General features: G+C 35.7%; 19 protein-coding genes. 5 read left to right on the top strand and 14 right to left on the bottom strand.

Annotation, left to right across the window (positions count from 1 at the left end; all coding sequences use genetic code 11):
• Positions 1–175: 175 nt before the first annotated feature.
• The 3 genes from ABWU38_RS04105 to ABWU38_RS04115 all read left to right on the top strand — a co-directional run bounded on the left by ABWU38_RS04105 (position 176) and on the right by ABWU38_RS04115 (position 2,846).
• A complete protein-coding gene (locus tag ABWU38_RS04105; RefSeq protein WP_253309146.1) occupies positions 176–781 on the top strand; it encodes a hypothetical protein in 606 nt (201 codons plus the stop codon).
• 306 nt (positions 782–1,087) lie between these two features.
• The gene (locus ABWU38_RS04110; RefSeq protein ID WP_353272513.1) at positions 1,088–2,107 is read left to right on the top strand and encodes a D-alanine--D-alanine ligase; all 1,020 of its coding nucleotides are present in this window, start codon (positions 1,088–1,090) and stop codon (positions 2,105–2,107) included.
• Positions 2,088–2,846, top strand: coding sequence for a cell division protein FtsQ/DivIB (locus ABWU38_RS04115; RefSeq protein ID WP_353272514.1), 759 nt, complete (start codon positions 2,088–2,090; stop codon positions 2,844–2,846). The genes ABWU38_RS04110 and ABWU38_RS04115 overlap by 20 nt, the downstream gene beginning before the upstream one ends.
• Before the next feature lie 720 nt (positions 2,847–3,566).
• Here ABWU38_RS04115 and murB read toward each other — a convergent pair.
• The 3 genes from murB to ABWU38_RS04130 are packed head-to-tail and all read right to left on the bottom strand — an operon-like array spanning position 3,567 to position 5,575.
• Positions 3,567–4,454 carry a UDP-N-acetylmuramate dehydrogenase gene (gene murB, locus ABWU38_RS04120; RefSeq protein ID WP_253309144.1) on the bottom strand — a complete coding sequence of 296 codons (888 nt, stop codon included), beginning with the start codon at positions 4,452–4,454 and terminating at the stop codon, positions 3,567–3,569.
• Positions 4,445–5,323, bottom strand: a complete 879-nt coding sequence (gene hemC / locus ABWU38_RS04125; protein WP_353272515.1) for a hydroxymethylbilane synthase — start codon at positions 5,321–5,323, stop codon at positions 4,445–4,447. Before hemC ends, murB begins: the two co-directional genes overlap by 10 nt.
• A gap of 39 nt (positions 5,324–5,362) precedes the next feature.
• Positions 5,363–5,575 (bottom strand): hypothetical protein, encoded by a 213-nt coding sequence (locus ABWU38_RS04130; protein ID WP_253309142.1) that lies wholly within the window; start codon positions 5,573–5,575, stop codon positions 5,363–5,365.
• A 975-nt stretch (positions 5,576–6,550) separates the two neighbouring features.
• Here ABWU38_RS04130 and secD point away from each other — a divergent pair.
• A complete protein-coding gene (secD, locus tag ABWU38_RS04140) occupies positions 6,551–8,068 on the top strand; it encodes a protein translocase subunit SecD (RefSeq protein ID WP_353272825.1) in 1,518 nt (505 codons plus the stop codon).
• Here secD and ABWU38_RS04145 read toward each other — a convergent pair.
• The 8 genes from ABWU38_RS04145 to ABWU38_RS04180 form a co-directional block, all read right to left on the bottom strand.
• Positions 8,065–8,850 carry an enoyl-ACP reductase gene (locus ABWU38_RS04145; RefSeq protein ID WP_253309140.1) on the bottom strand — a complete coding sequence of 262 codons (786 nt, stop codon included), beginning with the start codon at positions 8,848–8,850 and terminating at the stop codon, positions 8,065–8,067. The genes secD and ABWU38_RS04145 overlap by 4 nt on opposite strands.
• Before the next feature lie 283 nt (positions 8,851–9,133).
• Positions 9,134–10,927, bottom strand: a complete 1,794-nt coding sequence (locus ABWU38_RS04150) for a reverse transcriptase/maturase family protein (protein WP_253309139.1) — start codon at positions 10,925–10,927, stop codon at positions 9,134–9,136.
• A 409-nt stretch (positions 10,928–11,336) separates the two neighbouring features.
• On the bottom strand, positions 11,337–12,203 hold the full coding sequence (locus ABWU38_RS04155) for an Rpn family recombination-promoting nuclease/putative transposase (RefSeq protein WP_353272321.1): 867 nt from the start codon (positions 12,201–12,203) through the stop codon (positions 11,337–11,339).
• Between the two features lie 324 nt (positions 12,204–12,527).
• The gene (gene holA / locus ABWU38_RS04160; protein ID WP_353272516.1) at positions 12,528–13,544 is read right to left on the bottom strand and encodes a DNA polymerase III subunit delta; all 1,017 of its coding nucleotides are present in this window, start codon (positions 13,542–13,544) and stop codon (positions 12,528–12,530) included.
• 5 nt (positions 13,545–13,549) lie between these two features.
• Positions 13,550–13,738 carry a hypothetical protein gene (locus ABWU38_RS04165; protein WP_096618007.1) on the bottom strand — a complete coding sequence of 63 codons (189 nt, stop codon included), beginning with the start codon at positions 13,736–13,738 and terminating at the stop codon, positions 13,550–13,552.
• Between the two features lie 131 nt (positions 13,739–13,869).
• Positions 13,870–14,679 carry a metal ABC transporter permease gene (locus ABWU38_RS04170; protein WP_353272517.1) on the bottom strand — a complete coding sequence of 270 codons (810 nt, stop codon included), beginning with the start codon at positions 14,677–14,679 and terminating at the stop codon, positions 13,870–13,872.
• Between the two features lies 1 nt (position 14,680).
• The gene (locus ABWU38_RS04175; protein ID WP_353272518.1) at positions 14,681–15,037 is read right to left on the bottom strand and encodes an Mth938-like domain-containing protein; all 357 of its coding nucleotides are present in this window, start codon (positions 15,035–15,037) and stop codon (positions 14,681–14,683) included.
• Between the two features lie 4 nt (positions 15,038–15,041).
• Entirely contained in the window at positions 15,042–15,908 is an 867-nt protein-coding gene (locus ABWU38_RS04180; RefSeq protein ID WP_353272519.1) for a 4-(cytidine 5'-diphospho)-2-C-methyl-D-erythritol kinase, read from the bottom strand.
• 81 nt (positions 15,909–15,989) lie between these two features.
• On the opposite strand from ABWU38_RS04180, the gene ABWU38_RS04185 reads away from it, so the two are divergent.
• Positions 15,990–19,460: a UvrD-helicase domain-containing protein gene (locus ABWU38_RS04185; RefSeq protein ID WP_353272520.1), complete on the top strand. Its 3,471-nt coding sequence runs from the start codon at positions 15,990–15,992 to the stop codon at positions 19,458–19,460.
• A 439-nt stretch (positions 19,461–19,899) separates the two neighbouring features.
• Here ABWU38_RS04185 and ABWU38_RS04190 read toward each other — a convergent pair whose 3' ends face one another.
• The 3 genes from ABWU38_RS04190 to ABWU38_RS04200 all read right to left on the bottom strand — a co-directional run bounded on the left by ABWU38_RS04190 (position 19,900) and on the right by ABWU38_RS04200 (position 22,472).
• The gene (locus tag ABWU38_RS04190; RefSeq protein WP_007549156.1) at positions 19,900–20,190 is read right to left on the bottom strand and encodes a GIY-YIG nuclease family protein; all 291 of its coding nucleotides are present in this window, start codon (positions 20,188–20,190) and stop codon (positions 19,900–19,902) included.
• Positions 20,191–20,706: 516 nt separating this feature from the next.
• Positions 20,707–21,381, bottom strand: coding sequence for a RadC family protein (locus tag ABWU38_RS04195; protein ID WP_353272521.1), 675 nt, complete (start codon positions 21,379–21,381; stop codon positions 20,707–20,709).
• 170 nt (positions 21,382–21,551) lie between these two features.
• On the bottom strand, positions 21,552–22,472 hold the full coding sequence (locus ABWU38_RS04200) for a helix-turn-helix domain-containing protein (protein ID WP_353272522.1): 921 nt from the start codon (positions 22,470–22,472) through the stop codon (positions 21,552–21,554).
• Positions 22,473–22,563 lie beyond the last annotated feature (91 nt).

Below are 22,563 nucleotides of genomic sequence, written 5' to 3' on the forward strand. Positions count from 1 at the left end.
TGTTTGTCTTTGGTTATTGAAAATGGTCGCATTATTTAGGTTTTTAGTAATATTTAATAGTAGATTAATAATAATCTACTTGGAAACAACGAAAGATTATGTTAAATATAGAATTAACGAATTATTATATAACTTTTAGTAGGATGACAGTATTATAAAATTTAGAGGCATCAAAATGGAAAATCACGCTAAAGAGAGTATAAACCCAACAAAGCATAAAGTAGTATTACCAAACTCAAAAACAATCAATATTGAAGGAACAAAATTTAAGTATGAAATACATTACGATCAATTAGATGAGAAAGATCTCCTTACGATTGAAAAATACGCTAATTATATTTTTCATGCCTACCAAGAGAGATATGATTTAGATATGAACACAGATCATACTGTTAAAGGCTTTACATATAACAACTTAGCAAATTTGTCTGACGATGATTATGATTCTATTACCGCGGATTATCACGAATACCATTATCACAGTGAGTCTATAGCTAATGATTTGACAACAATGATTTATGTTACTCTAAATTTGTATAATGAGAAAAATTACGGCACTTCTTTCCCAAGAGGCGAATTTATAAGAGATGTAGCAGAAGAATTAAAAAACATTGGATTAGACGATAATCAAGGAGAGTTAAATACAGAAGAGAGACCTAAAACAACAATTAATCAGGAGAAACAGGAAAAAGAATTAAAGGAATCTGATCAACAAGATGTTATAACAACTACTGATCACCCGCTAGATGATTATAATCATGATTATCACTTAATAGGCTAGCAAGTAGCGCTAGCAAAAATTAATCAGGAAAAAGGGTTAGAGGGAGCAAGATGTTATCTGATCACTCGCCAGATGAATTATAGTCGTGAGAACCTGTTCATAATCTTTTGAGGATAGGTATACAGATTCCAAAATGAACGGTTCTCACAACCTTTAGTTTTTATTGCTGAAAATAATCATAATGTTAAGTTTTTAACATTATTTAATACTAAGTTAATATTAATTCATTGATAAATTTTTAGCTATAGAAGCAGGTTTTTATTGAAGATAAAAGTATCTTCTATATGCTATATAGCAAAACATAGAATGCCCATGATTCCAACTATAGCAATTTTAAGTGGTGGATTTTCTTGCGAGAGAGAAGTGTCGCTTATGAGCGGAAAAGCCGTAAAGAAGGCACTTGATAGCCTTTCATATAATGCAATAGAAATAGATGTTGACAGCAACATTGTTGAAAAGCTTAAAAAGATTAATCCGGGCCTTACTTTTATTGCTCTGCATGGACCTTATGGTGAAGATGGTTGCATTCAAGGTTTATTGGAAATCTTAGGTATAAAATATACACACTCAGGAGTTATGGCTTCTGCTGTTGCTATGAATAAAGTGATGTCAAAGCATATATTTCGATCCCTTAGTATCGACACTCCAAAAGGTTATGTAATTAGCCAAGAAGATCTACTAAAAAATAATATTAAAATCGATTATCCGTACGTCTTAAAACCAATTAACGAAGGTTCTAGCATCGGAGTGCATATTGTTTCCTCATATGAAGACCATTTAAAATTTAAAAATGACGCTATCATACTTGATGTCATTCAAGTAGCTGACACTGGAATCCAGAGAAAAGAACCAGTGTCAGCTACCTCTATGACAAGAGACTTGATGATCATAGAAGAATATGTCCCAGGAATAGAGTTACATACTGCTGTATTGCTAGATGAAGCAATTGGCACTATGGAAATACGACCAAAAAATAAATTCTATGATTATGAAGCAAAGTATACAGATGGATTTGCAGAACATATATTTCCTGCTGAAATTCCTGACAATATATATAAAATGACCTTGGAACACGCACTGAAAATTCATCAATTTTTAGGCTGTAAAACTATTTCCCGCTCTGATTTCCGTTATAATCCCAAAAATAACACTTTAAAAATGCTTGAGATTAATACACATCCTGGCTTTACTGAGTTATCGTTAGTGCCAGAAATTGCAAAATTGGCAAAAGGAATCAATTTTAATGAATTAGTTAAAATTATTATTGAAGATAGTTTGCAGCACAAAAATATTAGGGATTTAAGTCATGTTGAGCAGTATTACTAGAAGCCAAAGGAGTTTTTTGCGCAAGTGCGCTTTCGTTATTATAACTGCGCTTTTTTTTACATTAGTACTTTATAGTTCACTTGATAAAATAATAAATCGATTTAATTACTACTTTACTTGGTGTAATGAGTGCCTATCCAGTTTATTACTCAGCAATGGATTTTCAATCGATGAAGTAGTCGTGAGCGGCAACAAATTTACAAACAAAAAGGACATTCTAAGTTTGACAGATAGAACGCAACCTATCCTGTATATATCACTTTCAAAACTTGCCGGTAACATACAATCCGTAAGCAGATGGATAAAATACGTAGGAGTTCACAGAATTTTGCCCAATACCCTACATATTAATATAGATGAGCATAAACCGTTTGCTCTCTGGAAAGATAATAACAAAACCTCGGTAATTGATTTCGAAGGCAAAGTGATCGTAGATGACTATCCAGTAGATGATCTTGTTGTAATTACAGGACAAAACTCGTTATCAAACCTAGAATTTGTTAGAGATGCGTTAGAGAGTAAAACTCAATTAAGTAACCACATTTCTTCTTTTGCTTATATAGGGAATAGAAGATGGAATATCATACTTGATAACGATTCCACAGTGAAACTGCCTGAAGATAACCCTTCTAGTGCATGGGACTATTTAAACCACTTGCACAATACAACTGATTTTACTTTCAGCGATTGGAGTATTATTGATATGCGTATTACTGATAAAATTTTTGTGAAGAGGTGATCTGCTGTCATCCAAGTAGCGGGATGACGAGCTTATCGTCATGCTGCCGCGAACCTTCATACCGCCGCGGTATCTCTTAGCCGCTAACACGTAGCGGGATGACGAGTTACTATACCGCCGCGGTATCTCTTAGCCGCTAACACGTAGCGGGATACTTAACCGTCATACCGCGATTCATTCGCGGTATCTCAGCCGCTAACAAGAGATCCCGCTAACACGTAGCGGGATGACGGTTGTCGTTTAGCTACAAACATTAAGAAACTTACCAAATGGAAAAAAAGGCAAAAGAAACCCCGTGGTAATTAGTGTTCACTTCCTAATCCTGCAAATTGGCGTACTATACTGTCTTAAACGACTTATAAGCGCGTTTCAGCTTATATAGGTAAAAACCTAGAAATGTTGTGAAGACATAAGGTGCACATAGTGCAAAAAATTAAAAATAAGACGCCAACTACGTTGTTTTCTTGCTGTTTAATCTGCACAGATGAAGATAACTGAATACCTTCATTGTCATAATAAGGGGGCCGGCGAAACTTGTCAAGCAAGTTTTTTCGTTTCTATAAATCTGGATTTCAGCGTTATGCGCTGGAATAACAACGTAAGGTAAATTTTTCAACATCCCAAAATTACAGAATTTAGTCTGTTTAATTAAGTGTGAAAGGTTACGATCATGCTGAGTCATTAGGAAAGATTAGAATATACAGCAGCTATAAAAACTGTTTAATAGCCACCCAAAACCCTTATTTCCCACTCAAGTTCAACATTAAATTTATCCTTCACTGCATCTTTTACTCTGTTGCCAAGGTTTTCCAAGTCAGATGCAGTTGCATTATCGTAATTGAGCAAGAAGTTACAATGTTTCTTAGAGATTCTAGCTCCACCAATATTTAACCCTAGGCAGCCAGATTTATCAATTAACTCCCATGCTCGGTAGTTTTTTGGATTTTTGAATATGCACCCAGCAGTTTTTCCTCTTATTGGCTGGCTTTTATTTTTTTTCTCAACAATTTCTTTTAACCTTTGCAATATAAGCTCATGCTCTGAGTTTACTCCTTTAAACTCAGCTTCAACAAAAATCCAATTTCCTTTTAAGCTATGTCCACGATAAAAATATCCCATTTCTTTGCTGGAGAACTCATATAGGTTTCCATCCTCTAGGTTCACTGCTTTTATGGATTGTACAACGCTTGCGATGTCACTACCATACGCACCTGCATTCATTTCTATTCCGCCACCAACTGTTCCTGGAATTCCAACTAGAAACTCGAGTCCACTAATTTGTTGCTCTCCTGCAAAGTAAGCAAGGTTCCTGAGCAGCGCAGCACCACCTGCAACAATGGAGTTGTTACCCTTACTTTTAATATATGCAAACTCCTTACCTAATTTTATTGTTATTCCTCGAATGCCACTATCTCGTACTATTATGTTGGATGTTGCACCAATAACGCTAACTGGCAGTTCAGTATTTTTAATCAAGTATGTTAAATCTTCAATATCACATGGTTTAAATAACACATCAGCTCGTCCACCGACGTTTAACCACGTCGCTTTAGACATTAAGATGTCATAACGATAGATTCCACGTACTTTAGGTAAGCTTATAAGCATTTTGATTTCAACTCTAGTCCTGCATCCATACCCATTTTCTCCGCATCTTCTATAAATGAAGTGCGCTCAGTGAAGTATATATTTTTTCCACTTGCTAACATACAACAAAGGTGTAGCATATTTTCGTTCACATATTCAGCCAAAGCTGCAAGTGGTGTAAAACATGAACCATTCACTGTCTTCATAAAACTGCGCTCTGATTTCACTCTTATAAAAGACATATTATTATTAATTTTCTCTACAAGATCGATAATTTTTACATCATTCCTTCTACATTGAATACAAATCGCTCCCTGTCCCACTGCACTTAACATAACTTTTGGTGGCAATACCTCTGTAATTAAGTGATTCTTTTCTAATCTTATGAGTCCTGCTTCAGCTAGAATTATTCCATCAAAACTTTGATTTTGCAATCTAGTTGTTACATTTCCACGTAGCGGTATTATATTTAGATCTGGTCTAACATTTAACAACTGAACTTTTCTTCTTATTGAAGAAGTGGCAATAGTAGCCTGCTGTGGCAAAGACTCAAGGCTATTGTGTTTATGAGAAATAAACGCATCGCATGGACTTAGCCTTTCTAAAACACAAGGAATTGTTAAACCCCCTGAGAAAAACGCAGGCACATCCTTTAGCGAATGAACTGCCATATCTATATTATTTTCGAGCAATTCAGCCTCAATTTCTTTAATGAATAATCCTTTACCTCCTATTTCAGCAAGATTTGCGTTTGCATACTTATCTCCAGAAGTTTTTATCTTAACAATTTCAATAGATAAGTTAGGAAAAGAGTCCAGCAACTTTTGTTTTGCTTCCAAAGCCTGGGCAACTGCAAGCTTGCTTCCTCTGGTACCTATTTTGACTAGCATATGTATGACTGTTTGAATACCAAACCTTAACCTAATTAATTATTTAAACACTTTGGTAGCGTGTATCGCATGAACTTCGGTTACCATCTCTCTGATGTCATCCGAGTAGCTGACTACTTGGATCGAGTTTAATTCATCATATGAGCCTTTGCATTTATTGTACTTTAACTTAAAACCAAAAGCAACTTTGCCTTTACAAAATAATAACCTTTTATATGCATAAATAAGCTTACTGGATTCTAGTACTTGCATGACAGCAGTCCTACGTCATACCGCCGCGGTATCTCACATAGATCCCGCTAACAAGCAGCGGGATGACGATTGTCAGGGTGTCATCCAAGTAGCCTCTTTCTTGTCATCCCAGTGCCCAGACACTGGGATCCAGAAAACTTAATTTTAACCAAGTGGCTGCATAATAAAGACTGGATCCCAGACTGGAATGACACCCTACTTAACCGTCATACCGCGATTCATTCGCGGTATCTCAGCCGCTAACAAGAGATCCCGCTAACACGTAGCGGGATGACGAATTACTATCTACACCGTCATACCGCCGCGGTATCTCTTAGCCGCTAACACGTAGCGGGATGACGAGCTTATCATCATGCCGCCGCGAACCGTCATACCGCGATTCATTCGCGGTATCTCTAGATCCCGCTAACAAGCAGCGGGATGACGGTTGTCGTTTAGCCATAAATATTTAAGAAATTTACCAAACGAAAAAAAAAGGCAAAAGAAGCCCTAGTCATTGTCTACTTTCAGTATTGGCGTTTTTTAAGTCTTAAACACTGCAATTTAGCTGCTTTTAAGTGCAACTAACCTTAACTAAAATGTTTAAGAAATTTACTAAGCAGAAAAAAAGGCAAAAGAAACCCCGTGGTAATTAGTGTTCACTCTCTAATCCTGCAAATTGGCGTACTATACTGTCTTAAACGACTTATAAGCGCGTTTCAGCTTGTGTGGGTAAAAACCTAGAAATGTTGTGAAGACATAAGGTGCACATAGTGCAAAAAATTAAAAATAAGACGCCAACTACGTTGTTTTCTTGCTGTTTAATCTGCACAGATGAAGATAACTGAATACCTTCAGTACTATGATAAGGGGGCTGGCGGAGTTTGTCAAGGAAGTTTTTTTGTTTCTATAGCTACTTGGATAGGTTATTTGGGTAATAGAGAATTTTACAAAAATCTATTTTTAACTTACACTGCAATTTTAAACCTACAACTTATGTACAACAGGCTTATAGTCAAATCTTTTTCAGTATTATGCATCTGTTTATTTGCTTTATACATAACACTGCAAAATTTCTTTGATAATAAGCTTTTTATTTCGAAAAAAAGAATAAACTTAGGCCTTGACCTGAAAGGAGGGGCATCTTTGCTTCTAAACATAGACTTAGACTTCTATTTTAAGGAAAAGCTAGGCATGCTAGCAGGTGAGATAAAAGAGACATTGCTAACAAAAAATATTGAATCTAACGTACAAAATAGCGAACAAGTAATTGTAACTTTAAATAATATTGATGATTATAAAAAAGCATCTGTGTTGATTAATGCGATAAATCCAAATTTAGAGCTAAATAGAAAAGATTCTTCAATTCTCATTTCGTATAAACCCCATTATAAAAATTCTTTGATCAGTGAAGTAGCTGCAGAATCAATAAACAATGTCCAGCGCCGTTTGGACAAACTTGGCACAAAGGAAGTCAGCGTTCAAAAACAAGGGCAGAATAAAATATTAGTGCAGGTGCCTGGAGTAGAAGACACCGAGCAGATAAAATCTCTGCTTGGCAAAACTGCTAAGCTAGCTTTTCATTTGGCAAACACTAACATAGCCAAGGTGCAGGATATAGATCACGAAACTACTGTCATGCTCAAGGATTCTTTAGGTAATTCTTATCCAATATTCCGCAAAACTGAAATAGGTGGCGATTCGCTGGTTAACGCATCAGTTAGATTTGGTCACTTAGGTAAACCAACAGTGCATTTTAAATTTGACAGCATAGCGAGTAAAAGATTCGCGAAAATCACTAAAGAAAATGTGGGAAAACCTTTTGCAATTGTTCTGGATAACACAGTCTTAACAGTACCTACAATACGTGAGCCAATTTTAAATGGAGAGGGAGAAATTAGCGGTAATTTCACTGAAAAACAAGCAAGCGAACTTGCAATACTTTTAAAATCTGGAGCACTGCCAGCACCACTTAAAATAATTGAAGAAAAAAACATTGGCCCAAGCCTTGGAGAAGAATCAATAAAGGCAGGGGAAATGGCAGCAACAATCTCTATTATAGCCGTGGCTTTATTTATAATTATCACTTACGGCAAATTAGGTATATTAGCTTCTGTTGCGCTTTTTTCTAATGTAATTCTTATATTATCAATTCTCACTCTGCTTGAAGCAACTCTAACTTTACCTGGAATTGCAGGTATTGCACTCACTGTCGGTATGGCGGTGGATGCAAATGTTTTAATATTTGAGCGAATTCGCGAGGAAATCAAATCTGGCAAGAGAGTGGAACGTGCTATTGAAGAAGGTTTTAAAAACGCTATAAAGACAATACTGGATTCAAATATCACAACACTCATTGCTGCAGGAATAATGTTCATTATTGGCAGCGGAGCAATTAGAGGCTTTTCTGTCACTTTATCAATAGGAATTTTATGTTCGATGTTTTCTGCAATCACAGTCACAAAACTCCTGATAGAGTTGTGTATGAACCCGAAGGAACTAGTGCTTTGTTAGTCAACCACCTTCATTCCTACAACGTTATATCCTGAATCGACGTGCAAAATTTCTCCAGTAGTGCCACTACTTAAGTCGCTTAATAAGTATAACGCTGCCTTGCCAACATCCTCTATTGTAACATTGCGTCTAAGCGGAGAATTATTTCTATTCCATTCTGATATGAAGTGAAAATCGCTTATTCCAGAAGATGCTAAAGTTCTGATTGGACCAGCGGAAATTGCATTTACTCTGATATTTTGTGGCCCGAGATCACATGCTATATATTTTACACTTGCTTCAAGTGCTGCTTTACATAAACCCATAACGTTATAATTTGGCATAACTTTTTCAGCGCCATAATAAGATAAAGTAAGTAAACTACCACCACCTGACATCATTTTTTCAGCTCTTTGCGCTAAAGCAGTGAAAGAATAGCACGATATATGCATTGCATTGAGGAAGTTATTCAGTGAAGTATTGACATATTTACCATCTAACTCATTTTTATCGGAGAATGCTATTGCATGCACCAAAAAGTCAAGAGTACCCCATTTTTTCTCTATTATTTCAAAAGCGTTATCTATGATTTTTTCATTTGAAACGTCACAGTGTAATATTAGCTCCACATTTAATTCATCTGCTATTGGTGATAGTTTTTCTTTTATTATTTCATTCTGGTAGGTGATTGCAAGTTCTGCCCCGTGCTCTGAGAGAGCTTTTGCTATACCGCATGCTATCGATCTCTTATTTGTTATTCCAGTTATTAACCCCTTTTTGCCTTGTAATAGACTTGTCATCATAGAACTATCTGTTTTTTATAATTTGGAGTATTAACTAGATAAAGTCAATTATGTTTTAAAACATTTTTTGCAGTAACTTGAAGTCTAATACCACTGTTAACAAAAAGGCAGCGATGAGAGTTTCTATAGGGAGAGTAGACCAGCGGACCTTCCCCGCCAGCCTCTCACAGAACTGTGCATGAAGTAGAGTGGGCAGCCAGCGAGTTACTTGTTAAGTACTTTTCCAACAACCCCTCTCCGAACCACGCATGATCGTTTCCGTATCACGTGGCTCTCCAATAATCTAACGTTTTAAGGAGTCACCATCATATTTTCCATATTGGATTTTCTTATGGCATTCATGACAAACAACAAGAGTCTTCCTCTGTCGTTCAATCATTCTCTTTTTCCATTTCGGTAGCTCAGTATTACGTTTACCTAGCAAATCAGCAAGTTTACGTACGTGATGTACTTCAATCTGCTCTTGTGATTTACATAATTCACAAGTTTGTGCCAATAGTCTTTGCTCTATTTCACTACGCTTATTCCATATTGGTATAAGGTTATCACTTATACTTACCCATTTATTCCATTTTAGTGACACAGCACCAAAGTGTGTAATTAATGGTATCTTTGATGGTAAACGATCTACTCTGACTTGGATGACTTTTCGTTTTTCACCTTCGTCGTTTTCAATCATTGCACCAAATTTTCTATAAATTTTCCTGCAAGTTGTTTTGTATTTAGATGCTAAAGTCTTTACTAATGATACTTCCATCACATACTTCAAATAACTTAGTGTGTGAAGGTTGTAGGCCATTTTGTAATATTGTACAATTCCTCGATATTCAGTTTGATACTGAGCAACAATACTGTAAGCTGTATCAAGTGTACGTTGAGGTAAATGTATAGGCTTTCCACAACGCATATATTCAGAACACTTTTTCTGCTTTATATGATGTGGTACACGTAACCCAATACTACCGTTAATACATCGTTGTGTCCGATGATCATGTTTATCATCTGCATGCAAGACGTGTATTTTATAACCTAAAAAATTGGCTTTGCTATCACACGCGTGTGTAATAAGCGTTTTATCTTCATTAAGCATAAGTTTGAGCTCCTCATTGAGGAATTTAGCAATCTCATTTTTAATTTGTTCAGCTTCATTTTTTGGTCCTGCAAACCCTACCAGAATATCATCAGCATACCTAACATACCAAAGACGTCGATAATTTAGATCACAAGAATCCTTAGATGGCATACCCTGCACTAATTGACGCAGTTGTTTTGCTTGATCCCAGTTCCCTTGTTTTCTCATCATCGATACTTGCATGGTTAACCTTAAATATTTTGGATTTGTCTTTCTTCGCTTACCTCGGTTATTTGCTGGTATTAGTATATGTTCCACATGTTTATCTAACCGATCGAGTAATATGTTACTCAAAATTGGACCAATAATAGAACCTTGTGGTACCCCACTATGACTCTTATTGTACTTCCAATTTTCCATATATCCTGCTTTTAGCAGTCGATTGATTAGCTGAATAAAACGGTTATCTTGGAAGCTTTCACTCAGTATTTTCAACAACATAGTATGATCAATTGAGTCATAACATGCACTGAGATCTCCCTCTATAAACCATTTTGTACCTCTGCCTTTTTGCATTACTGCTCTTAATGCAGTGTGGCATCCACGCTTTGGTCGAAATCCATGTGAACATTCACTAAATTTAGGCTCATAGTAGGCTTCCAATATTAATCGGATTACTTCTTGAAGTAACTTATTTGACCATGTTGGCAATCCTAACGGCCTGCGTTTACCACTCTTCTTTAAAATATAGATACGTTTTACTGGTGTCCACCGATATCGCTCATAGCGTAAATCCTCTATGATTTTATCGATTTTCTCCAAAGACATACCATCAACTGTTTCAGTTGTCACACCTTCTGTCATAGCACCTTTATTACGACAAAGTTTGCCATACGCTCGAAGGTAAAGATCACGCTGATAAAGTAGGCGATATACGTTTTTAACCGGCAAATTTCTTTGTCCACGTTCACGTATAATGTTAAGTATTGTTTCAGCTTTCCGCATCTTGCGTACCTCCCAATTTCAACATTCAATTATCTGTCACCCTTTGCCCTGTATGTGGCTTTCCCACGCTCCCCGGTGATTCGTTACTTTCACGACTACTACGATGACTCCGTAACCATAGAACTCGCGTTCCTTAGGTCATCCCATGTTCCGTCACTAAGAACTGTTCTAGATCAACTTAGGTTTTCCATTCATCCTCTTAAATAAGTTCACTACTTATCGTTCTACAGCCAGAATGTCACACAAACGAAAGTTTAATCTGTGCTTACCGTAGACATGGGGTTTTAAATGCGATACCCATGGATGTGAAGTCCCACCCCTGAAGATTAGAATTCAAGCAGTTTAGCTTTAACCATATTGATCAGGTGTTGCAAGCCGTTATCTTACACATCTTCAGATAACTCTCGCTTTACATACATGCTCTTGTCCTCCTTCCCTTTCGGGTTAAAGTTAGTTGTTCACCTCGAGGCCATTTATTCTGAACCCCGCTTAGCTCTGCTAAGTATTTCTTAATGCGTACCACGGCGCACCCTTTCTCTTCAGCAAGATCAAGTCTGTATTCAAGAATGGCTTCTTCTTTCCGTAGATCCATTATTCTTTCTTCGTAAGCTACTAAATCTTTTTCGTTCCAACGAAACTTGTCTAATTCATCATATGCTAGCTTTATTATTGGCGCTTTTTCTGCAATTTTCTTTAGATCTTCATCTGTCGTTTCTTCAGCATATTTAAAGAAAAATAGCCAACGATCTACTATGCTTTCTAGCTGTTCTACTTTGCTTTTTGTAAATTTAGGTAACTCAATAAAGACAAATTGAAAATCTTTTAAGTAATGGCCGTTGGTTTTTATATCACGTATATTATGAGTAGAGATATAACCAACTTCTTCAGGAAGTAAGTTACAATTGGAAATAGCAATAAAGAAGACTTTCTTTAAATCAATGTAGTTGCCAGATTTATCTAATTGTCTTGAGTAGGCTTTAGCGGCATATAATTGAGCGCGTTTTTCGAAGCCCTTGTCTCTAGCGAGCTGCATTTCTGCTATATATCTATTTCCATGAGAATCCTTGCAGAGAACATCAACAATACTTTGTTTATCAGAGGCAACTTCGGGATCCATAATAGTGCTAAGAAACTCAACTTCTTGTATTGCATTTATCTCAGTAAACCCTAAAATATCGTTCAAAAAGTGGATCAGGATATTCTTATTTTTTTCCGTTCCAAAGATTTTTTTGAAACACAAATCATTGCGAGGATCGAGAAATTTTGAAAGAGCCATGGCAAAAATGCTTGAAAATATTAATAATTATACACTATTATTAACAATTATTCAACCATATTTTTGAAGATAGCTATAGCTATGCTGCCGCGGTATCTCTTAGCATAGATCCCGCTAACAAGTAGCGGGATGACGAGGTTATCGTCATGCCGCCGCGGCGCTAACTAGTAGCGGAATGACGGTTTTTCAAATTGTCGGTAAATCTAAGTCAGTTTAGCTATAGGCAGCAATTTCCTGTATTTATTTTAAATTGAAGAAAGCTCAAATGAAAGATCATGTTTTGCTAAAAATCACAGAATGCAGTCTGGTTACACCTTATTTTTGTTAGCTATAGCAAGTAATTGTATTTGTAATATGACAAATCACCTGCTGAAAAATCATTTTATGATCTAAATCAGTTTTTTTACAGGTAACTTCTAAGCTTATCAATTCTTCCAAAATCTTTTTAAGTTCTGAAAGTTGCAAACTTTTCAAATGAGATTTAAAGCTCTGCAATTGTTTAAAAAACAATGGAGGGCTTAGCTGATCAATCGCAGCCTGCTCACTCATTCCACCTTGCACTGACAGCAAAACGTTTTCAAGGCGTAGGAAATAATTTGATATAATGCGAATTAGCGCTATCGGTGAAAAATTTTCTTGCGATATCAATGCATCAGAAATTCTAATGAAGCGCGACATATCTTTACTTGCTATGGCAGAGCATAGATCATCAAGTGTAGCATAGTCGTTGCCGGAAGTTGAAAAGCATAATTCTATATCAGTAAGTTTTAGGTCTTTTCTCTCCCCTAAGTACAAAACTAACTTCTCAAGTTCTGAACATATAGGCAGCTTGCTATGATTAAAGTAAGATTGCAAATGGTAGATTATCTCATTTGTGCATTTTATATCATTTTGTTTTAAGTAACTTAATATAATGTCATAAAGATTGCTGTTGCTGTCCTTATAGCAAGCAATCACACCAAAAATTTTTGAACTCTCCATATAACTTTTAGTCGCAGAATTATATGGAAGATCACTTGCTACCATCATTACATAGTGACCACTTGCGTTATAATCCAATACGTTTTTTAACTCTTTGGATATACCTCCACTCACATTTATCAGCTTAATTAATTTTTTGCTGGTAAACATCGAAATGTTTGCCAATTCAGAAAACAGTAAACCGGGTGACTTATTCACTATTGCAAAATCCATCACCTGAACTGAATACTCATCCAAATTGGCAATTATTTCTTGTACATAAAAACCAACCCTACTGTTATCACTTCCATGAATTAACACACCACTTAAAGCATCAGGTTTCTCTAGGAATTTTTTAACTTTGGATGGTATGACCCTCATGCCATCTATATGATATCATTCTCATTTGATTGTACATGAGTATCCAAAGACTCTGAGTTTTCTTGCGCAATATTGTGCACATCATCTGCCGTACTCTGCACATTATCCGACTCTTCTGTTTTTCCTGTAATATAATTATAAAATTTTTTCACAGGTTGAGATATATATTTGGAAAAAAATCCTTCTTCGCTCATATTGCTTACTCCATAAAATTAACAGCTTATCATTAGCACATAAACAATAATATAGCAAAGACTATTTTGTGCTAAGATAGTGATGTTTTATAATGAGTATATTACAAAATTATTAACATTCGAGACTAAAATCAAGCCAACCTGCTTAATACTAACCTTATAAAATAAGCGATAATTAAATATACGGCTGCAACAAGTATAATTGCAGGTCCAGTTAACAAATCAAAACTTGCAGATAACATCAGACCTGATATCCCAGAAATCACAGAAAAAACTGTTGCAACAATAATCATCTGCATTGGAGTTTTCGAAATGAGCCTTGCAGATGCTGCTGGTATTAGCAAAAATGCAGCAATGAGTAATATTCCTATTAATTGGGCAGCAATTGCTATAAATATAGCAAGAGTGATTAAAAATTCTAGTCTAACAAAATTAACATTAATCTTCTCAACTACTGCTAAATCTTGATTAATTGAAATCATTAACCAATAACGCCATCTAAATATTAATATCAAAGTAACTATTACAGAGATTAAAAAAATCAATATTATATCACTTTGATCGAGCGTTAATATATCACCAAACAGTGAGCTAATAATACTATTATTGCCCGATGGAAGAAAAGACATAAGTATTAAACTCGATGATAAAACTACATTGGTAACAATGTTCAATATCGTATCAGCAGAATATAATCTGTTAAAATTAAGAGAAAGTAGTATAGCAAATGTAATTGCAATGAGCATTATGCTAAGCGATGGGCTAATCTTAAAGATTAAAGCAAGTGCAACACCAAGCAACGAAGAATGGGACAAACTATCACCAAGATAAGATAACCTTTGCCATATCATAAACGATCCTAAAGCGCCTGTTACTAGGCTAATTACGGCTACTGCAACTAGACTATTGATGAAAAAGTCCTGGGTAAACATTTCAAGCATGCTATATGGCTATTAGATAACTGACAACAAATCTATCTTCGGATATTAAAACGTTATGGGTTCTGCTTGCTGCACCGGTTGTCATAAATTCAAAATTTAAACCTTTTTGTTCCATAAGATAGGACTTCACTGAAGAACTTGGTATATTGCGTGTTTTACCAGTACCTATTATCAAAATTTCTATTTCCTCTGTTAAAAAAGATTTAAAATGTTCCTTGCTATTTATATCACTTTCTTTCAATTTAATCACCTTTTCAGGAAAAACTATAATTGAGCCGCAATATTCTCTATTATTCACCAAAAATTTTCCTTCCCTGTAACCATTTATAAGATTTTTATTCTCGGAAATTAAGGGCATAAAGTCAAACTATTAATTGAGTGTCACATACCCACCATTCTGGTTGCTTTTCTCTGATATTAACTGCAGCAGCTTTTGCATTTTCCTCACTATCGAATATTCCAAAGCATGATACACCACTGCCTGACATGCGAGAAAGTATAGAGCCTTCTTGTGACTCAAGTGTTGATATCACATCCTGAATTTCAGGTACAAGGCTTATTGCTATTTCTTGAAGATCGTTTCTCGTCTCTTTAAGAAACTTCAACAAATCCTTTTCAGCGTCATCGCTCCATTTAATTGGCTCAGAAAATTCTCCTTCATGTTTGGAAAATACCTCTAGTGTGCTCAAAAACTTTTTTTTCGGCTTCACCAGTACTATATTTGTGGTTAGAGAGAATTTTTTTATGGGACACAACTCTTCACCAATACCTCTAACAAAAACTGGCTTGCTATCTATACTCGCAGGAACATCAGCACCAACGCTTAAAGCTATTTCATTTAAAATCGTCCTATCAATCTTCCACAGCTTCCCTAGTATGCGTACCACAGCTCCAGCATCTGAGGAGCCACTGCCCAAACCCGCAGCAATTGGTATATTTTTCACAACCTTTACAATGACTTTAGTTCGCGCAGGAGCATATCTAAGCAATAGATTAACTGCTCTCATTACGTTGTTGTACCTGTTATTAATTCTAAGTTCGGAATTTACAAATTCAACTGTAGAGTTATCGTATCTAGAATCCTTCTCACCTACTTTTATTTCCAAAAAATTAGAGAGATTAGCAAAGACAAATAAACCTTCAATCAAGTGATACCCTGTTTCTTTTTTGTCTACAACATGCAAAAAAAGATTGATTTTTGCAGGCGCCTTTACACAAAAACTTTTCATTATATATCTTCACTAAGATTATTTTTACATTATATGTATAATGCTATTTTAGTCAACTTCTATAAGGTTTTCGCACTTCTGATGAGATCAAATGCCATAAATCCCAATTTCTCTGTATGGGTAAATGCGTCCGCTGGTACAGGCAAAACAAAAATCTTAATAGACAGAGTATTGAGACTTTTATTAGAAAACAAAAGAAATATTCTCTGCTTAACGTTCACCAACGCTGCAGCAAACGAGATGGAGAATCGCATTCACAGCATACTCAGTAAGTGGGCAATATGCTCAGAAAGTGAATTAATAATGGATCTGGAACAACTAGACCTATTGCAAATCAGAAAAAAAGAAACCTGGATCCCAGTGTCAGCTACTTGGATGACAGGGGATGACGCAGAAATAACGGAGAATGATGCTGAGGTGATAGCACCACATAATCACGATTTAAGTGAAAATCCAGTAGCTCACCCTTCGACGTCATCCCAGCACCCCTATTTGTCATCCCAGCACCCCTACTTGTCATCCCAGTGCGTGACACTGGGATCCAGAAAAAATAAAGATTATTTAACAAGAGCAAGAAGGCTTTTCTCTGAATTGGAAAATCTTGGTCTAACTATACAAACCATACACGCTTTCTGTTACAAACTAATTTCCAACTTTCCCATAGAAGCTGGCATCGCCCCAAATTGTACGCTGAGTGAATGTAAAGAATTACATTCCATCATATTCAATAAAGTGCTTCATAACGAAACTGTGCAGGATGATATCAATCTTATTGCGGCTGAATTTGATGAAAATAAGCTACGCGATTTGCTTTATACTTTATGTATAAAAAGATCGATATCAGAAAATGATTCAGAATATATCAAAGATAAACTCAGTGCTCCAGATGAAATTCATGACTTACAGAGTGAAACGACTGAGCACATAAAAAGATTAGCCGAGATATTAAGTGAAGGCAGTAAAAGAGATCAGAGTTATAGTGAAATACTTTATTCTACTGTCATCCCAGTGCTTGACACTGGGATCCAGAAGAAAAGAAGTGTAGATTCCAGCGTCACGCGCTGGAATGACACCAAAATAGAAAACCTAGCCAAGGTATTTCTCAAATCAGAATCGCACGAAAAAAAGAGCATATCATCCATTGCAACAAAAAGTACTTTGGAAAAATTTAGAGATGCAGAGCAAATAATAGAGAGCGTTCAGAATGTAGTGTTTACTCATATAAAAGACATGAACTCTTATCAAATATTCAAGAGAACCAGTAGCTTACTTGGTATATTTAAAGTATATGTTGATCTATACAGTAGCGAAAAATCAAAAAACGCACTGCTTGACTACAATGATATAATTGGCTTAGCAACAAATCTTCTCAGCAATCCAAACTACAAAGATTGGATATTGTTTAACTTGGATCAAAAAATAGATCACATCCTTGTTGACGAGGCACAAGACAATAGCATCAGCCAATGGAAAATTATAACAAATCTCTGCGATGAATTTTTTGCCGGTAATGATGAAAAGCGAACCTTATTTGTAGTTGGTGACGTAAAACAATCCATATACAGATTTCAAGGAGCAAATCCCCATCTATTCAACTACATGCAACAATACTTTCATACGAAAACTGGTGGCAGAGATTGGATATCATGCCAACTTGAAAAGTCATTTCGTTCAACTCCAGAAGTTTTAATGCTTGTAGATAGAATATTTAATAACTTCCGCGCAGAAATATCTTTTGTTGATAATAAAATAAAACATGTTCCACATAGAGAGAATGACCAAGGATATATTGAAATTTGGCCAGCGTTACCAAAGTGTAAAGAGAAAGAACAGCGAGCTTTACAAATTCCTCTGACATGCAGGGAAAATTATATAATAACAGATCGATTACTTGCTCAAACAATAGCCAACAGAATTCACAATTGGTTAAACGAAGGGCGGATTTTAGTCGCTAAAGATCGCCATATAGAGCCAAGGGACATTGTGATTCTGGTACGGCAACGAAACGTGTTAGTTGATTACATAATAAGCGAACTTAAAAAAGCAAACGTGCCAGTTGTAGGCCGAGATTATTTTAGAATTATGGACTATATAGCCGTGCAGGACTTAATAGCTTTGGCCGAATTTTTACTCCTCCAGGCAAATGATTTAGCTCTTGCAAATGCTTTAAAATCACCGTTATTCAATTTTACCGAGGATGATTTATTTAACATTGCATATGACCGTAAAGAGCATTCACTATGGGAAAGAATTCGGGATTATTCTGTGGTTATCTATAGTGAATTAAACTATCTCATTAACTTATCTCGCATAGAGTCTCCTCTTGCACTATTTACACATATATTGCGTACAGGTAAGAAGAAATTTGCTGCAAGGCTAGGTCTTGAGTGCTTCGAGGTTCTAGACGAATTTATGAACCTTGTGTTGCAATTTGAAAACCCATCTCTTCAAGCGTTTGTTCAGTGGATCAAGGAGAATAACCCGGAGATTAAGAATGATATGCAATCAGAACGCAATGCTGTGCGAATAATGACAATTCACAAATCAAAAGGTCTGCAAGCTCCCATAGTATTTTTGGTTGATACAAACACAGTGCCAAGAAACAGTGAAAGCATTATCTTTGATGGAACGGAAGTGCCATTTTGGTGTGGAAAAAACAATAACGCTTATTGTGATCAAGTAAAAAGAGAGAAAAAACTAGAGGATTATAACGAATATTTGCGTTTATTATACGTAGCACTCACACGTGCTGAAGATGAGTTATACATCTTAAGTAAAGAGCCAGTGCAAAAGGGCTCTTGGTATGATCTAATCACTCAGTATGGAGAACCATATGAAAAGAAACAAGCATACTTACAGCCAATATTTAAAGAAAAAGTTGAAGTGCTATGTGTGAACGCAAACTACCCTTACATTTATAAAAAACGTGATTATTTTGACGTTCCAGTCATTTCCCTTCCGCCAAACCTATCAATGTCATTCCAGCGCCCTCTTTCGTCATTCCAACATCCTTCCTTGTCATCCCAGCGTCCTCCCCTGTCATCCCAGTGCTTGACACTGGGATCCAGTAAAAAAGAAGGAAAATCAGCATCAGCTACTTGGATGACAGATGGTTATACAAGAGGCTTAATAATCCACAGCATATTACAATATATGCCCAAGATAGAAAAAGAAAGGAGAAAAAACTGGGTCAGAAAATATCTTGACAATATAAACACCAGTGAAGATAAGGATGAAATTTACAGTAAAATATTGGCCTTTAATGAAAAATATGGCTATTTGTTTGACTTAGAAGGCAAATCAGAGATTACACTGAGTGGAATAATCGATGGCGAACCAGTATTAGTACGACTAGATAGGCTATGCATAACGCAAGATAAAGCGATCATAATTGACTACAAATCACACCGTAACGTTTCTGTTTCCTTATTAAATGAAATAAAAAAGCAAATGCTGACCTATAAAACCTTAGTACAAGAAATATATCCAAACAAGCAAGTAGAGTGTGTGGTTATTTGGGTGGAAGATTTAACCATTCAATCTGACCTTTAACGAAACTTGATTACAAGAAATAGCTACTACGTCATACCCCGCGGTATCTCTTAGCATAGATCCCTTACTTAACCGTCATACCGCGATTCATTCGCGGTATCTCTAGATCCCGCTAACAAGTAGCGGGATGACGAATTACTTAACTGTCATGCCGCCGCGAACCGTCATACCGCCACTCCTTTCTCGTCATGCCACCACGAACCGTCATACCGCGATTCATTCGCGGTATCTCTAGATCCCGCTAACAAGTAGCGGGATGACGAATTACTTAACTGTCATACCACCGCAAACCGTCATACCGCGATTCATTCGCGGTATCTCATCCGCTAACAAGTAGCGGAATGACGAATTACTTAACCGTTATCCTGCTGCTCCTTTCTCGTCATACCGCTAATCCTTTCTCGTCATCCCGCTACGTGTTAGCGGGATCTCAGCATAGCTATCTTAAAGCTAAGTAATATAAGTCAACCCAGCTAGGATTCTTTTGATTGATCAAATTAATTTTCCACTGCCTTGGCCATTCTTTCAGGCGCCTTTCTCTTGCAATAGCTAAACTTATATCTTCAAACTCTTCAAAATATACAAGTTTATTTACATTATATCTTGATGTAAAACCTGAAACAATTTTGTTTTTGTGTTCCCAAATCCTCTTGATCAAATTTGCAGTTACACCAATATATAATGTGCTATTAGCTTTATTTGTAAGTATATAGATATATGATAACTTCATCTTAATCGTTTATAGCTAAAGTAACTGAGGTTTACCAACATTATACTACACCATCGTGCCACAATAAAACTTACCGTCATGCCGCCGCGAACCGTCATGGCTTTGTTGCATCGCTACTTATGAAAGGCTAACTATAGCTAGGATTATAAGCAACCTATTGAACATCTTGTTTTTTTGCAATCAATCTGATCAAATTTAAGAATAGTAATTTATTATTTATATTAATAAACTTAATTCTATTGAAAATAGCTAAAGCATTGAAATTCTTGAATTTTAGCCGGATTAGTGAGTGGTAGTGAAATTTCTTTTACTCAAATTTAGGTATTCACTGACCGTTCTTGTTATAAATACCAGAATAATAAGCTACTGATATTCTCCATCTTTTTTATCTTTAATCCATCATAGCTAGCGATGCAACAAAGCCAACCGTCATCCCGTCACGGTATCTCTTAGCCGCTAACACGTAGCGGAATGACGATTGTCGGTAAATCTAAGTTACTGTAGCTATAAAAGCTTTCACAACAACCTATTTTCCTTGAAACTAAAATAGCTACTGAATGTAATAATAATGTGGTCTATTAATTCTATTCCTATACTTTGGCAAGCTTCTGCTAGTTGCCTAGTGAGAGATATATCGCTATTTGAAGGTTGTGTATCTCCGCTTGGATGATTGTGCGATATTATTATTGACGTCGCTTTTCTTATTAATGCCTTTCTTGTTACTTCTCTTATGTAAAAAGGTACCTTATCCACTGTACCAGTGAACACTTCTTCCCCCTTTAAACGGCACTTTTGATCAAAATATATTATTTTCATCTTTTCCTCCTCTGAATAACCAATACTCACCCTCAAATATTTTACTATGGTTTCCAAGTTATCCATTACAGGTCCTTTCTTTAACTCTTCTCTTGGTACTCTCTTTGCAGCTTCCTTTAGGCATAAAATTACTGCTACTGTAGAGTCAGTTATCCCTTCTATAGTTTTCAAGTCATCTATTTCCTGGCCTAAAACTCCTCCTATTCCAAAACTATCTATTAGCTTTCTAGCAATAATTCGAGCTTCTTCCCTGTCATGCACTGCACTTAGAAACGTTTCTATTACTTCACGATCAAGTAGAGCTTTACCGTTGCTTTCTAATGCTCTGAACTCTATTTCTTCTCTACGATCTCTACTATTTTTCTTATTATTCATAAAAATTACCCTTCACTAATAACAAAATGTTTTTATATATTTACTGCTGTTTTTTTGTCAGCATTGGCATAGAGCCATAGCTTTCGAGTGAAGTCAAATTAATTTTTCAATCTTTTTCACTTATTTTTTCATCAAAAAGTAAGTATATTAATAGATACTGATTTTTTATTTTAAATTTGTTGAATTTCGTCTAAAGAGATGCCCACTGTTTTTAAAATAATATTGATAGAAATTCCTTCCTTAACTAAATTCTTTGCAATTCTCATCTTTTCTACTCTCTTCACTTTCTCTTTGCAAACTTGCATGCTTTCAAACAGAGATTTTATTAGTACATTACGTAGCTCTTGGCTTTTAATCTTTTTATATTCTTCTATTAACCTTGATAGCTCTGCTTCACTATTCTCATTTTCTCTTGTTTCTGGAAGTAGGTCTGTAATACTAATTGATAGTACCTTTGCTATTTCATCTAACATTTCAAGTGAAACAGCAGCTCGTCCTTGTTCATATTCATATATTCTTTGATTTATTACGCCCACTTTGCTTGCTAAATCTTCTTGAGTGTATCCTCGTATCAATCTCCATTCTTTTATTCTTTGACCTACTTTATACGGAATAGAAATTTTTTTCTCATCATTATCATATTCATCAATAGATAAACTGGTCGTTTGAGAGATAACATGAGCAGAAACTCCTTCCTTAACTAAACCCTTTGCCACCTCTACTTTTACTGCCTTTCCACTTTCTTCCTCACTAATACGGATGAATTTGGTTAATAAGTAAAACGTTTCACGTAATTCTTGATCCTTAATCTCTTTATGTCTTCTTACTAGATTTAATATCTCTTCTTCCTCATACCTTTCCTCATTTGATACTTCTTGTCCGCAAGCTAGATCTCTAGCAGTTGTTGATAATGCTTCTGCTAATTCATATAACTTCTTAATTGAAATTCTGCGTGTTCCTTTTTCATATTGCAGTATTACCTGATATGTTGTACTGATTTTTTTTGCTAAATCTTTTTGAGTATATTTTCTTTTTAACCTCCAGCTTTTCACTTTTTCTGCTATCTGATACCTTATAGAGATATTTGCCATAAATATTATACAGGTTAATACTACCAAATAAAGATATACAAAAGGGATACTTCTTTCTATGTTTGAATTTTAGTTGAATATTTCTTCACAA

The sequence above is a fragment of the Wolbachia endosymbiont (group A) of Urophora cardui genome (assembly GCF_964028435.1).
Lineage (GTDB): Bacteria > Pseudomonadota > Alphaproteobacteria > Rickettsiales > Anaplasmataceae > Wolbachia.

What these genes read in the sequence shown, in the direction of transcription:
- ABWU38_RS04105 (WP_253309146.1), top strand. Translation starts at nt 176, where the DNA reads ATGGAAAATCACGCTAAAGAGAGTATAAACCCAACAAAGCATAAAGTA.
- ABWU38_RS04110 (WP_353272513.1), top strand. Translation starts at nt 1,088, where the DNA reads ATGCCCATGATTCCAACTATAGCAATTTTAAGTGGTGGATTTTCTTGC.
- ABWU38_RS04115 (WP_353272514.1), top strand. Translation starts at nt 2,088, where the DNA reads ATGTTGAGCAGTATTACTAGAAGCCAAAGGAGTTTTTTGCGCAAGTGC.
- murB (WP_253309144.1), bottom strand. Translation starts at nt 4,454, where the DNA reads ATGCTTATAAGCTTACCTAAAGTACGTGGAATCTATCGTTATGACATC.
- hemC (WP_353272515.1), bottom strand. Translation starts at nt 5,323, where the DNA reads ATGCTAGTCAAAATAGGTACCAGAGGAAGCAAGCTTGCAGTTGCCCAG.
- ABWU38_RS04130 (WP_253309142.1), bottom strand. Translation starts at nt 5,575, where the DNA reads ATGCAAGTACTAGAATCCAGTAAGCTTATTTATGCATATAAAAGGTTA.
- secD (WP_353272825.1), top strand. Translation starts at nt 6,551, where the DNA reads ATGTACAACAGGCTTATAGTCAAATCTTTTTCAGTATTATGCATCTGT.
- ABWU38_RS04145 (WP_253309140.1), bottom strand. Translation starts at nt 8,850, where the DNA reads ATGATGACAAGTCTATTACAAGGCAAAAAGGGGTTAATAACTGGAATA.
- ABWU38_RS04150 (WP_253309139.1), bottom strand. Translation starts at nt 10,927, where the DNA reads ATGCGGAAAGCTGAAACAATACTTAACATTATACGTGAACGTGGACAA.
- ABWU38_RS04155 (WP_353272321.1), bottom strand. Translation starts at nt 12,203, where the DNA reads ATGGCTCTTTCAAAATTTCTCGATCCTCGCAATGATTTGTGTTTCAAA.
- holA (WP_353272516.1), bottom strand. Translation starts at nt 13,544, where the DNA reads ATGAGGGTCATACCATCCAAAGTTAAAAAATTCCTAGAGAAACCTGAT.
- ABWU38_RS04165 (WP_096618007.1), bottom strand. Translation starts at nt 13,738, where the DNA reads ATGAGCGAAGAAGGATTTTTTTCCAAATATATATCTCAACCTGTGAAA.
- ABWU38_RS04170 (WP_353272517.1), bottom strand. Translation starts at nt 14,679, where the DNA reads ATGCTTGAAATGTTTACCCAGGACTTTTTCATCAATAGTCTAGTTGCA.
- ABWU38_RS04175 (WP_353272518.1), bottom strand. Translation starts at nt 15,037, where the DNA reads ATGCCCTTAATTTCCGAGAATAAAAATCTTATAAATGGTTACAGGGAA.
- ABWU38_RS04180 (WP_353272519.1), bottom strand. Translation starts at nt 15,908, where the DNA reads ATGAAAAGTTTTTGTGTAAAGGCGCCTGCAAAAATCAATCTTTTTTTG.
- ABWU38_RS04185 (WP_353272520.1), top strand. Translation starts at nt 15,990, where the DNA reads ATGAGATCAAATGCCATAAATCCCAATTTCTCTGTATGGGTAAATGCG.
- ABWU38_RS04190 (WP_007549156.1), bottom strand. Translation starts at nt 20,190, where the DNA reads ATGAAGTTATCATATATCTATATACTTACAAATAAAGCTAATAGCACA.
- ABWU38_RS04195 (WP_353272521.1), bottom strand. Translation starts at nt 21,381, where the DNA reads ATGAATAATAAGAAAAATAGTAGAGATCGTAGAGAAGAAATAGAGTTC.
- ABWU38_RS04200 (WP_353272522.1), bottom strand. Translation starts at nt 22,472, where the DNA reads ATGGCAAATATCTCTATAAGGTATCAGATAGCAGAAAAAGTGAAAAGC.